Raw genomic sequence first — 11860 nt, 5'->3', positions numbered from 1 at the left:
CCCTACCCTCGGTCGCCGGGGTGTCGGCCGTGCCCCGCGCGAAGGAACTCGCGGGCGCCGCGCAGGCGTGTGGCGATGCGCCCCTGTGTGGCGGTGCTGTCGAGGCGGACGTCGAGGGCGCCGGGTATGCGGCTGTCGGCTCGGCGTCCGGCGGGCAGCCGGGTCGGGTCGAGGCCGTCGCGGCGGGCGATGAGGACCCCGAGTTCGTGGCGGCTGAGGGCGTCCGGTCCGGCGAGGTGGAAGATTCCGGGACGGTCGGACGCCGCGAGTTCCAGGAGGGCGCAGGCGAGATCCTCGACGTGCACCGGGCAGCGGATGGTGTCGGTGAACAGGACGCCGTCGTCGGTGCCCGTCGCCAGGTCGTGCACCATGCGCTCGTGCGCGGATCCGCCGTTTCCGATGATCAACGAAGTGCGAGCGACCGCGGCGGCCGGCGCCAGGAGCCGCACCGCGCTCTCGGCGGCGGCCTTCGCCGCGCCGTACGGGGTGACCGGATCGGGCAGGCAGCTCTCGCCGTAGTGAATCCGGGCCCCGGAGAACACCGCGTCGCTGGAGACGTGCACCAGACGGCAGTTGCGACGCGCGGCGGCCATCGCCAGGCGGATCGAGCCGTCGGCCGTGACCGCCCAGTCGCTCTGGCCACTCGTCGCGTCGATGACGACGTCGGGGGCGACCGAGGCCAGAACCTCGTCGATCCGTTGGGGGACACGAAGGTCGACGTGGTGCCACGAAGCTTCCGGGCTGCCGCCGGGGCGGGAACGGTACGTCGCCGCCGTCTCCCAGCCCGCAGTCGTCGCCCGACGCACGAGCTCCGTCCCCAGAAACCCGCTTCCGCCGGTGATCAGCACTCTCATGGCGCTCCACCGTAAGGCACCCCAACAGCTCAGGGACCGGCTTCGGCCAGGAGCTGCCGTGCAGTGCCCAGGGCCTGTTCGGCGTAGGAGCGGCCGAAGAGCACGGCGTGGACCAGGAGCGGGAAGAGCTGGTGCAGGCCGACGCGCTGCTGCCAACCGGCGGCGAGGGGCGTGGCGTCCTGGTAGCCCTCCAGCACCTCCGTGAGATGAGGACAGCCGAAGAGCCGGAGCATGGCGAGGTCGGTTTCGCGATGCCCGCCGTGTGCCGCCGGATCGATCAACCACACATGGCCGTCGGCACCCCACAGCACATTGCCGCTCCACAGATCCCCGTGCAGCCGCGCAGGCACCTCACGCGGCCCGGCGAGGTCGGCCAGGCGCTCGCAGACCCGCTCCACCACGACCGCCTCGTCGCGCAGCACGGTGCCACGGTCGACAGCCTGACGAAGATAGGGCAGCACCCGGTGCTCGGCGTACCAGCGGGGCCAGTCGCCCACCGGCACGTTCCGCATCGGGGCGAGCCCGATGTACGCCTCGGCATCACCGCCGGGCGGTGGCGCCCCGAACGCCGCCGCACCAGCGGCATGCAGCCCGGCGAGTTCACGGCCGAACCGCACCGCGGCGTCGGCACTCGGCCGCCCCTCCGCCACACAACCGGTCACCAACCACTGCCGATCAAGGCCGTGAACGACCGGCACCCGCACCGCCCCCGCATCGGCCAGCCACCCCAGCCCGGCGGCCTCGGCGCGCGCGGCCCTTTCGCTGCCGGCCTCCTTGACGATCACCGGCCCACCGTCCAGCGCGACTTCGGTGACCACACCGGTCAACCGCCGCCGTGCCACCACCGCACGCCCGGTCAGCCGTGCGGCCACAGCCCCGGGCCCGCCATCTTCCTCGCGCACTACGCCCTCCGCCGACAGCAGATCCAACGGCCGGTACCACGACCGGCGGAGACCCCGAGGCCGGAGAGACGGGCCTCGAGGGTCCGGCCCCGGTCGAGGAACATGCGCTCCGCCTCCGCCTGGTCGTCCACGCCCTGTCCCACGAGGAAACCGGCCCTGATCCGGCGCAGCTCCTCCGGCCCGACCGCGGGCACCGGCCCTTCGTGCAGGACGTCACGCCAGTACAGCACCCCTCCGTTCGCCTTGCCGAACCCCGGCGTGATCAACCGCCGCCCAGGCCGTGTGCCGGCTTGCGCACCATGTACACGTCGACCGGGTCCTCCGACTCGGTGGTGAACCCGTGCCGCTCGTACAGCCGTCGGGCCGCGCTGCCCTGGAGCACGTTCAACCGGACCAGCAGGCCCTCGCGGTCACACCCCTCCAGCAGCTCCCGCAGGACGCCCGAGCCGACACCGCTCCCCTGAAGGTGCGGCGCCACGAAGAAGTGTTCCAGCCAGTGGGCGTCCTCGGCGGGCCGCAGCGCCACGCAACCGGCGAACGCACCGCCCACCTCGATGATCCAGGCGTACTCGGGGACGAAGCTGTCCCGCAGCCGCTGCCGTACCCGCTGTCCGTCGTAGCGCCCGAGCCGTTCCAGGTCCGGCCGCATCACCACGGCACGCAGCTCGACGATCGCCTCGACGTCGGCCGTCGACGCCGACCGCAGTTCCCAGTTCGCCATGATCACCACGCTAGGGTAAATCGCATGCGTGTGCGGCGCGCACGTCGCCGCCGGCGATCTCCCGGACCCCGTGGCATCGTGGCGGCCATGCCCATCGAGGTACGCCCGGCTTCGGTCTTCGAGGACGTCCGCGCGGTGCTCGGACCGAAGTCGCCCACCGCCAACGTCTGCTGGTGCCTGAGCTACCGGATTGCCTCCAAGCTCAACAACGAGCTGCGCGGACCGGCCCGCGGAGAGTACGTCGCCGGGCTGTGCCGCGCACAGCTCCCTCTGGGAGTGCTCGCCTACGACGGTGACGAAGCCGTCGGCTGGGCCGCTGTGGCGCCGCGCTCGGAGACCTCCTTCGCCCGCAACCGGAAGATCCCCCACCTCGACGACCTGCCGGTGTGGTCGCTGTGGTGCATCCGCGTGCGTCCCGGCCATCGCAAGCAGGGGATCTCGCACGCTCTCATCACCGGAGCCGTCGACTTCGCCCGCTCGCACGGCGCACCGGTGATCGAGGCGTATCCCCTGGACAACGGCGACGCCCGGGTCGATCTGACGATGGCGTACGCAGGTATCCGCGGGAACTTCGAGCGTGCCGGATTCGTGCACGCCGCCGACACCACGTCGGTGCTCGCCGGCCATCCACGGATCCTGATGCGACTCGATCTGGGCTGACGGCGCATTTCTTCGACACGGGCGGCAACCTTTTCGGTTCCGGCGGCCACTGAGGGGTCGGAGGCTCTCTTCACGGGGCCTTGCACACAGCACACGTGCTCCCGAACCACGTAAAGGACCTCATCCGTGGCGTCGTCCTCTTCACACCGCCGTCGTCCAGCTCGGCGGGGCACCTGGGTGCTCTCCGCGAGCGTCGTGGCGACCGTCGCGCTCGTCGCCTCCCTGATCGTGGCCTTCGTCCCCGACGACAGGCACGAGACCACCGCATCCGCGGTGGGCGCCGAGGCGAGCGCGACGCCCACGACACCGGGACCCACGCCGTCCTCGGCATCCCCGAAGGCAACGGCGACGGCCACGAAGACCAAGCCCTCCAGCACGCCGTCGCCGACCGCGAGCACCCCGAAGGCCCGGCCCTCGACCACCAGCCCCCGGCAGACAGCCGCCACGGTGGGATCACTGGCCGGACGGATCCGCCCCGGGACCACCTACGAAGGGGTGGCCACCTTCTACGACACCGGCAACGGTGACGGCGCCTGCTCCTACGGTCCCACCGACGACACCATGACCGCCGCGATGAACCACACCGACTACGAGACCTCCCAGGCCTGCGGAGCGTATGTGCTCGTGCGCGCCGGCGGTGCCTCCGTGACGGTCCGGATCACCAACGAGTGCCCGCTGCCCTGCGCACCCGGTCAACTCGACCTCAGCCCCCAGGCCTTCGCGAAGCTCGCCGCCCCCTCGCGCGGCGAGATCCCGATCACCTGGACCCTGCTCAGCCCCGCATCGTCCGAGAAGATCTCGATCCGCTACAAGACCGGCTCCACCCGCTACTGGTGCGGGATCCAGGCCATCGGCCACCGCAATCCGCTGGCCCGCCTGGAGGTCCGCACGGGCAGTGGCTGGACCCGACTGGCCCGTACCGAGTACAACTACTTCCTCTCCGAGCAGGGCAGCGGGTGCGGCGGATCGATCAGGATCACCGACATCTACGGCGAGCAGCTGACGGTCGACGGGATCGCACTGCGTGCGGAGGCCGTGCAGCCGGCCGGGGTCCAGTTCGCCGCGCACTGAGGACGAGCCACGGCTGTCAGCGCGTCGGCCACAACGCGCCGAGGATCACCCGCACTTGGCCCAGCAGCCGCGGCAGGTCGAACTTCTCGGGTTCGGTGAGCGCGACGCGGCCGAAGTGTTCCGCACAGGCGACGAGGGCGTGGGCGAGGACCTGTGCGTCGAGCCCCGGATCACTTCGGTCGGCCAGGGCGAGGGCGAGCCACTTCTCGACCAGCAGCCGGAACCGCTCCCGGTCCGCCTCGATACGGTCGCGGACGACGACCGGCATGTTGCCCGGCGGCAGCAGGATCAACCGCCAGGTGTCCGGGTCCTGGTGGAGCATGTCGGCCATCCGGCGCACCGCTTCGGAGGCGAACGCTGCCGGGTCGCGCGGCTCGTCGGCGTCGGGAACGGTCCTGAGCAGCCGTTCGAAGGCGCGGGCCTGCTGCCGGTCGAGCAGCGCGGTCAGCAGGGCGTCGAGATTCTCGAAGGCGCCGTAGACCACCGACCGGGCGACCCCGGCCCGCTTGGCGATGGCGTCGACGGAGACCCGGTCGTAGCCGTCGCCGACGATGACGGCCAGGGCCGCGTCGAGCAGTTGCTCGCGGCGTTCCTCGATCGGCACGCGCGGGGCGTAGGGCCGTCGCCTGCGTGGCCTGTCCGGTGAATTCGTGGACGCTGACACCTTGGCAGTTTACGACACCCGTGTCTTAATTTACGACAGCAGTGTCGTAATCGAGTCGCGGTCCACGCCGCGGACGCACAGGGAGCGGCTCCATGGCGAGGTTCGAGCGCAGCGAGGTCCAACCGCACGAGGACTACGGCTTCTTCGGCCCCGGCTCGGTGGTGTGGAAGGTCTGGAGCTATCCGACCGCGCCGACCGTGGGATTCCAGCGGGCCGTGGTGGTGGAGGAGCTCGACCCGCCGCTGGTGGCAGCCGTGCACGGGACCCAGGGCATCTACCAGCGCGCCCGTACGCGCTACGACCGGACCCTGCGGTACTTCGCGATGGTGGCCTTCGCCGGTTCGCGGGAGGTGTCCAAGGCCGCGGACATCCTGGTCAAGGTCCACTCTAAGGCGATCGGCGAGCTGCCGTACGGCGGAGGGACCTACGACGCCAACGACCCGGCCTCCCAGCTGTGGATCCAGCTCACCGGCTGGCACTCGATCCTCTACGCGTACGAGAAGTACGGTCCCGGCAAGCTCACCGCGCAGGAGGAGAAGGAGTACTGGGAGGCATGTGCGCTCGCCGTGGAGCTCCAGACGTGCTCCCCGGACGACGTCCCCCGCACCCGTGACGGGGTCCGGACGTACTTCACGCAGATGCGCCCGCGGCTGTCCGCCAGCCCGATCGCGCGCCAGGCCATGAACCACCTCCTGCGGACCGAGCTCGTACTGCCGCCGGTGCCGCTGTGGGCGAAGCCGGTGAGCCTGGCCGTCGCGAAGGCGCAGCGGATCGCCACGATCGCCACCATGCCACGCTGGATGCGCGAGATGGCGGGGATCAGGCAGTCCCGTCTGCTCGACCTTCTCATCGTGCCCGTCATGAAGGTGTCCTTCGCCCTCGCCCACCTCAACCCCCAAGTCGAACTGCGTCTGTTGGGCATGCTGTCGCCCTCCACGGTCCCGGTGGTCGCCCCGATCAGACTGGGCATCCCGCCCCGCAACGAGGAAGTACTGACCCCGGCGGAAGCCCGCGCCCGCTACGGCTACGCCAAACCCGCCGAAGCCCACCTCGAGTTCCGGGCCCGCCAGGCCGCCCGCGTGTTCGGCGACGGCAAGGCCCCCAGCGACCAGGGGCTCATCGAGTCCCAGGAAGTCCTGGGCCCGCTGGCCTGATCAGCCGTCAGGTGCTCCCAGCCGACGCCGACGACTGTCGCCGGGCCGCGCCTCGGCCGCCGCGCGCAAGTGCGCAGACCCGCTGCCCGCCACCGACGAGAACCGGTTGGCGGGCAGCGGTCCGCCGGCGTGAGGGGCGCCGGCACCTGCCGAAATGAGTGCTGACACCGATGGTGGCGGGTGTGGGGGCCATGGCAGCGTGGAGACGACGCCGATCGAGCCGGTGGTGACACCCGGCCGTGGCGCAGCCCTGAAGACGTCGGCAGCCACGCACCACAAGGAGTACTTGTATCCATCCTCGTCAGATGAAGCGACCCGGACCTCTCGCGCAGCCGAAGGAGGTGACCCGTGGGACACGCTGACACCCTCCTGGCCATGGGCGGCGCCTTCCTCGCGGCCGCCCTCCTCGCCCGCCTCGGCGGCAGGATCGGACTTCCGACCATCCCTCTGTTCATGCTGGCCGGCATCCTGCTCGGCCCGCACACACCCGGCATCGTGCTGGTCCAGGACGCCCACGACTTCGAGATGCTCTCCGCACTGGGCCTGGTGCTTCTGCTGTTCTACCTGGGCCTGGAATTCCACCTCGACGACCTCAGGAGCGGTGGCAAACGGCTCCTGGCGGCAGGCGGCATCTACCTGGTGCTGAACGTCGGCGCGGGGCTGGGCTTCGGTTTCGCCCTGGGATGGGGCGCCCGGGAGGCGCTGGTGCTGGCCGGCGTGCTGGGCATCTCCTCGTCCGCGATCGTCACCAAGATCCTCATCGACCTGGGCCGTCTCGGCCGCCCCGAGACCCGCCTCATCCTGGGCGTCATCGTGGTGGAGGACATCTTCCTCGCCCTGTATCTCGCGGCACTTCAACCGGTCATCGGCGGCGCCCAGGGCGTCGCGGACGTGCTGTGGCAGGCGGGCAAGGCGTTCGGCTTCCTGCTGGCCCTGGCCGCCGCGGCCCGCTACGGAACCCGTCTGGTCGGACGTCTGATCGCGGTACGCGACAACGAACTGCTCGTGATCAGCTTCCTCGGTGCGGCGGTCCTCGTGGCCGGGATCTCCGAGGTCCTGGGTGTCGCCGACGCCATCGGCGCCTTCATGGTCGGACTCATCCTCGCCGGCACCCCTTCCGCCGCCCGGATCCGCCGACTCGTCCACCCCCTGCGGGACGCCTTCGCGGCCATCTTCTTCTTCGCCTTCGGACTGGCCATCGACCCCTCCGTCGTCGCGAGCGTAGCCGGACCGGTGGCCGCGGCGGCCGCACTGACCGTGGTCATGAACATCGTCGCGGGACTCCTCGTGGCGCGCCTGTACGGCTACGGCCCCGAGCGCGCCGCGGAGATCGCCACCACCCTGGTCGCGCGTGGGGAGTTCGCCCTGATCCTGGCCGCGATGGCGACCAGCGCGGGCCTCGACGACCGCCTCGCTCCGTTCATCGCCGGATACGTCCTGGTGCTCGCGGTCCTGGGCCCGGTCGTCGCGGGACGTGCCGAACTGCTGGCCCGCGCCCTGGCGTTCACGGGTTCTCGGGGGCCGGGCCACCAACCCTTGGCCGATACTTGTTTGCAGGGGCCAACTGTTAGGGAGAATGCATAGAGAGCCGGGCAGCGCGAGCCGGGACGTATCTCCGACCACGCTCATCGTGTGTCCAGCCAACCGCTCTCCCCAGCCCGCACAGCGCATGGCGCGAAGGAGGAGGCATGCCCCGATCCGAGGACGAGCGTCTGGTCGCGCTCGAAGCACGCTGCGCGTGCGACGATCCCCTGTTCGCCAGGGCGATGAGCATCGGCCGCCCGCGTCGCCCCCGTGAGTTCCGACGCACGGGGGCCTGGTGGGCCCTGGCCGTCGCGACGGCCGTCCTGGTCGGCGGGGTGATCGTGGCGAACGGGCTGCTCATCGCCACGGGCCTGGTAGGGGTCGGCCTGGCCGCGCAGTTGCTCGATCCACCGACCTGACTTTCCCTCACCACCGTCTGGCACAAAGGGAGTTGTACCTAGGAGTTCTTCGCCGCCCGGGTCCGATGAGCCGCGACGGTCGTCCGGCTCGCGCACGCGTTGGCGCAGAACCGGCGTGTGCGGTTGTGTGACTGGTCCGCGAAGTAGTTGTCGCACCCGGCCGCGGCGCACCGCCCCAACGTCACCGCCGGATCCCCGGCCACGACCAGGGCGGGCTTGGCGGCGATCAGCTGGCCGACCCAGCGCCGGGCCGGGGTGCCGTTGCGGCTGAAGTGGATGTGCCGGCCGCCGAGGCCGTCATGGTCGGACAGACGCATGTCCGGCGGACAGTCGCGCGGCAGACGGTGCACCGCGTCGGGGGCGGTGCCGTCGACCGACTGCGCCAGGGCCGTGCGCACGAGGTCAGGCGGCGTTCCACCCGGGTGCCGAGGGACCGCGCATCGGCTGGCTCCTGTCCGAGGACTGATCCGCCGAGCGCAGCCTCAGGAATTCATGGTCGCTCGGTCGGACTCACTGCGCAGAACACAGAATTCGTTGCCTTCGGGATCGGCGAGGATCGCCCAGCCCGATCCATCGGGATTCCGGTGATCGGCGACCAAAGTGGCACCGAGGCCCAGGAGTCGGTCCACTTCCTCATCGCGGGAGGTCTCGGGGCGCAGACACAGATGGACCCGGTTCTTGATCGTCTTGGGCTCGGGTACCTGGTTGAAGTACAACACCGGGCCCTCCGCCGGCATCACCTGGGTCTCCCGGGCCCCCGGCCCATCCTCCGGATGCAGCGGACGGCCTGTCACACCGCTCCAGAACCGGGCCAGCTCATAGGCGTCCGCACAGTCGATCGCCACGTTCTGCACTACCGAGACCATGCGCGCGAGCCTTTCCGCTCTCCCTACCGAATAGCACCAGTCGCGCTCACTCTTCCATGCACGCTGTGGGCGCACGAGCTGGGTGCCGTCCTGTAACTGGCTACGGCTACGGCCACGCAACGCTCGACGGTTCCTGTCGCTTCGTACACTGGCCCCACGCACCGTCGGCAGGAGTCGCGCGTGAGGGAACCGGCAATGCCCCGACGCCCCGAGGGCCTGTTCATCGGCCTGTGCACCCTCGACGTCATCCAACTCGTGGACCACGCGCCCGCCTCCGACGAGAAGCTGACGTCTCGCCGGCAGACCATCGCCGCAGGCGGCCCGGCGGCGAACGCGGCCGTGGCCTTCAGCCACCTGGGTGGCACGGCCCGCCTGCTCACCGCGATCGGCTCCCATCCCCTGGGCCTCGGCGCCACAGCCGACCTGCACCGACTCGGCGTCACCGTGTCGGACCTGACGCCCGACGCGACCGAGCCCCCGGCCGTCTCCTCCATCATGGTCACAGCGTCCACCGGGGAACGCGCCGTCGCCTCGACCAACGCGACGGGCCACCGCGTCACCCCACCCGATGACCTCGGCACGCTCGTGGCAGCCTGCGACATCGTCGAGTTCGACGGCCACCACATGGAACTCGCCGTATCCGCCGCCCGCACCGCACGAGCCATCGGTCGCCCGACCGTCCTCGACGCAGGCAGCTGGAAGGACGGCATGGAGAACCTGCTGCCCTCGATCGACATGGCCGTCTGCTCGGCGGACTTCCACCCACTCGGCACGACCACACCCACCGAAACCCTGCGCTTCCTCAAGGAGCACGGGGTCCGCTGGTCCGCAGTCACCCAAGGGGCAGAGCCCATCGTCTGGATCGGTCCCGACGACGGCGGCACGGTGGATGTTCCGACGGTTCCCGTCACGGACACGCTCGGCGCGGGAGACTTCCTGCACGGAGCCCTCACCCACCACCTCGCACTCCAGGGCCACTTGACCTCACAGCACTTCACCGCAGCCCTACGTGCCGCGGCCGCGGTGGCATCCAGAGCCTGCACCTCGTTCGGAACCCGTGCCTGGATGCGAGGAGAGTAAGGCACCGCACTCGCGCCGCACTTTCCTCCAAGTGCCGTAGATCTTTGTCCATGGACGGATCAGCCGCCAAGCGTGAGGGTCGACGTATGCGCGAATCCGACAAGGCGACGACGGACAGATGAGAGCCGCCAACCCCCACCCCGTTCTGCGCGACCGCCCCCTCGACCGCCGACGTATGCCAAGTGGGCTCATCGCGCTGGCACTCGGCGGCTTCGGCATCGGACTGACCGAGTTCCTGATCGCCGGACTGCTGCCCCAGATCGCGTCGAGTCTCGCCGTATCGGAAGCGGCAGCAGGCTGGCTGATCTCCGGATACGCGTTGAGCGTCGCGATCGGCGCCATCGCGCTGACCGCGGCCACGACACGGCTGCCCCGCAAACAGGTCCTGGTCGGTCTGGTGGCGTTGTTCGTCATCGGCAACCTGCTGTCAGCGCTCGCCCCGAACTATCAGGTGATGCTGCTCGGCAGGGTCGTGGCGGCGTTGTGCCACGGTTCGTTCTTCGGAATCGGCTCCCTGGTCGCTCGTAGTCTGGTGGCGCCGGAGCGCAAGTCCCGCGCAGTGGCGGTGATGTTCGCCGGGCTGACTCTGGCGAACGTGCTGGGTGTGCCGTTCGGCGCGCTCGTCGGCGAACGCTGGGGCTGGCGGGCGGCCTTCTGGGCGGTCACCGCGATCGGCGTACTGGCACTGACGGGAATCGCAGCCCTCGTCCCCACCCAAACCGGCCGCCCCACCAGGACGCCGGCCGACGGCCTGCGCGCACAGTTCCGCGCGTTCCGCTCCTGGCAGGTCTGGCTGACCCTGACCGCCACCGGCCTCGGTTACGGCGGCATGTTCGGCGCGTTCAGCTACATCGCCTACACCTTCACCGAGGTGGGCGGCTTCTCCTCGGCCGATGTCGCCTGGCTGCTGATGGTGTACGGCGTCGGCCTGGTCGTCGGGAACCTGATCGGCGGACGCGCGGCCGACCGGGACCGGGACCGCGCCCTGGTTCTCGCCCTGCTCGGACTCACCGTCACCCTGGCCGTGTTCGGCCTCCTCGCCACCAGCCCCACCGCGTCGGTCGTCCTGGTGTTCCTGATGGGCCTGTTCGGGTTCGCCGCCGTGCCCGGCATGATCACCCGTGTCACCGACGTCGCCCACGGCGCGGCACTGGCCGCCGGCGCCAACGTCTCCGCGTCCAACATCGGCAACGCCCTCGGCGCCTGGCTCGGAGGGCTGGCCATCACCGCGGGCCTCGGCTACACCGCCCCCCTCTACGTCGGCGCTGGGATCACCCTGATCGCCGTACTGGTCATGGCCGCCGCCGCGCACCAGGCACGTCGGCACTGAGTGCCTCCCCGCGGGCTCAGGCGAACCACACCACGAGGCGCACATGCTCCGGCCCATGCAACTCGCCCAGCGTCCGCATCACCTCCCAGACCGGAGCCCAGTGGGTGCCCCGGCAACGGCGCTGCGGCTGCGCCTGCCGGACGCATCGGTCTCCTCCCAGTCGGCGGCCGACAGCTCGGCGGCCGGAAGCCGAACGAATTGCGGACACCGAAGAGGCGGGCGAGAGCGTCATAGGCGGTGCCGGTGTTGAGGAGAAGGAGGTCGATGGCGGCGTGCCATACGGCGTCCTCGTCATCCTCACTCCAGATCCGCGCCGAGGGCCTGCACTCGATCATTCCGCTCAACTCGGTGGACATGCCAGGAGTCTGCCGAGCACGGACCCGATCCGCGCCCGGATTTCCGGAGCGCCTCTGCGGTTGCGAACGGCATCGCCCGGGGGCGTCGGGAGCCCCGGGGCATGCCGCTCGCCACCGTCAGGACACCGACTTCCCGGTGACCGCGACCGGTGCGGTGAGGTCCTGCTCCTCGGTGTCGACGCCGCGGACCTGGGACAACTCGTGCTTGAGGGCGGCGAGTTCGGAGCCGCCGGCCATGTGGTTGGTGAGTTCCTCGAGC

15 protein-coding genes are annotated in these 11860 nt (G+C 70.5%); 7 read left to right on the top strand and 8 right to left on the bottom strand.

Annotated elements, in window-relative coordinates; all coding sequences use genetic code 11:
• Positions 1-2 precede the first annotated feature (2 nt).
• The 4 genes from ACWD3I_RS43880 to ACWD3I_RS43865 are packed head-to-tail and all read right to left on the bottom strand — an operon-like array spanning position 3 to position 2477.
• Positions 3-854, bottom strand: a complete 852-nt coding sequence (locus ACWD3I_RS43880; RefSeq protein WP_365407114.1) for an SDR family oxidoreductase — start codon at positions 852-854, stop codon at positions 3-5.
• A 29-nt stretch (positions 855-883) separates the two neighbouring features.
• The gene (locus tag ACWD3I_RS43875; protein WP_365407118.1) at positions 884-1756 is read right to left on the bottom strand and encodes a fructosamine kinase family protein; all 873 of its coding nucleotides are present in this window, start codon (positions 1754-1756) and stop codon (positions 884-886) included.
• Complete coding sequence (locus ACWD3I_RS43870) at positions 1756-1986, bottom strand: hypothetical protein (RefSeq protein WP_365407120.1); 231 nt, start codon at positions 1984-1986, stop codon at positions 1756-1758. The genes ACWD3I_RS43875 and ACWD3I_RS43870 overlap by 1 nt, the downstream gene beginning before the upstream one ends.
• 32 nt (positions 1987-2018) lie before the next feature.
• Positions 2019-2477: a GNAT family N-acetyltransferase gene (locus ACWD3I_RS43865; RefSeq protein WP_365407123.1), complete on the bottom strand. Its 459-nt coding sequence runs from the start codon at positions 2475-2477 to the stop codon at positions 2019-2021.
• Positions 2478-2564: 87 nt separating this feature from the next.
• Here ACWD3I_RS43865 and ACWD3I_RS43860 point away from each other — a divergent pair, with 87 nt between their 5' ends.
• Together ACWD3I_RS43860 and ACWD3I_RS43855 are read left to right on the top strand one after the other, a co-directional pair.
• Complete coding sequence (locus tag ACWD3I_RS43860) at positions 2565-3137, top strand: GNAT family N-acetyltransferase (protein WP_365407126.1); 573 nt, start codon at positions 2565-2567, stop codon at positions 3135-3137.
• Between the two features lie 177 nt (positions 3138-3314).
• Positions 3315-4208 (top strand): expansin EXLX1 family cellulose-binding protein, encoded by an 894-nt coding sequence (locus ACWD3I_RS43855; RefSeq protein WP_365407129.1) that lies wholly within the window; start codon positions 3315-3317, stop codon positions 4206-4208.
• Between the two features lie 16 nt (positions 4209-4224).
• On the opposite strand, the gene ACWD3I_RS43850 is transcribed toward ACWD3I_RS43855, so the two are convergent.
• Entirely contained in the window at positions 4225-4812 is a 588-nt protein-coding gene (locus ACWD3I_RS43850) for a TetR/AcrR family transcriptional regulator (protein WP_365407132.1), read from the bottom strand.
• Positions 4813-4964: 152 nt separating this feature from the next.
• Between ACWD3I_RS43850 and ACWD3I_RS43845 the strand changes: the two genes are divergently transcribed.
• The 3 genes from ACWD3I_RS43845 to ACWD3I_RS43835 all read left to right on the top strand — a co-directional run bounded on the left by ACWD3I_RS43845 (position 4965) and on the right by ACWD3I_RS43835 (position 7969).
• On the top strand, positions 4965-6026 hold the full coding sequence (locus ACWD3I_RS43845; protein ID WP_365407135.1) for an oxygenase MpaB family protein: 1062 nt from the start codon (positions 4965-4967) through the stop codon (positions 6024-6026).
• Positions 6027-6374: 348 nt separating this feature from the next.
• Positions 6375-7610, top strand: a complete 1236-nt coding sequence (locus ACWD3I_RS43840) for a cation:proton antiporter (RefSeq protein ID WP_365407138.1) — start codon at positions 6375-6377, stop codon at positions 7608-7610.
• A 104-nt stretch (positions 7611-7714) separates the two neighbouring features.
• Entirely contained in the window at positions 7715-7969 is a 255-nt protein-coding gene (locus ACWD3I_RS43835; protein ID WP_365407141.1) for a DUF3040 domain-containing protein, read from the top strand.
• A gap of 38 nt (positions 7970-8007) precedes the next feature.
• Here the strand turns inward: ACWD3I_RS43835 and ACWD3I_RS43830 are convergent, their stop codons facing one another.
• Both ACWD3I_RS43830 and ACWD3I_RS43825 read right to left on the bottom strand, forming a co-directional pair.
• Positions 8008-8367, bottom strand: a complete 360-nt coding sequence (locus tag ACWD3I_RS43830; protein WP_365407144.1) for a CGNR zinc finger domain-containing protein — start codon at positions 8365-8367, stop codon at positions 8008-8010.
• Positions 8368-8451: 84 nt separating this feature from the next.
• On the bottom strand, positions 8452-8835 hold the full coding sequence (locus tag ACWD3I_RS43825; RefSeq protein ID WP_365407150.1) for a VOC family protein: 384 nt from the start codon (positions 8833-8835) through the stop codon (positions 8452-8454).
• Between the two features lie 195 nt (positions 8836-9030).
• On the opposite strand from ACWD3I_RS43825, the gene ACWD3I_RS43820 reads away from it, so the two are divergent.
• Together ACWD3I_RS43820 and ACWD3I_RS43815 are read left to right on the top strand one after the other, a co-directional pair.
• Entirely contained in the window at positions 9031-9915 is an 885-nt protein-coding gene (locus ACWD3I_RS43820; protein WP_365407147.1) for a PfkB family carbohydrate kinase, read from the top strand.
• A 175-nt stretch (positions 9916-10090) separates the two neighbouring features.
• Entirely contained in the window at positions 10091-11245 is a 1155-nt protein-coding gene (locus tag ACWD3I_RS43815) for an MFS transporter (protein WP_365407153.1), read from the top strand.
• Between the two features lie 473 nt (positions 11246-11718).
• Here ACWD3I_RS43815 and ACWD3I_RS43810 read toward each other — a convergent pair.
• Positions 11719-11860: ABC transporter ATP-binding protein (locus tag ACWD3I_RS43810; protein ID WP_451084365.1), on the bottom strand; the 142-nt coding region annotated here is incomplete at its 5' end.

Source organism: Streptomyces sp. NPDC002817, from assembly GCF_053592055.1.
This window is presented reverse-complemented; position numbering and strand designations above follow the sequence as displayed.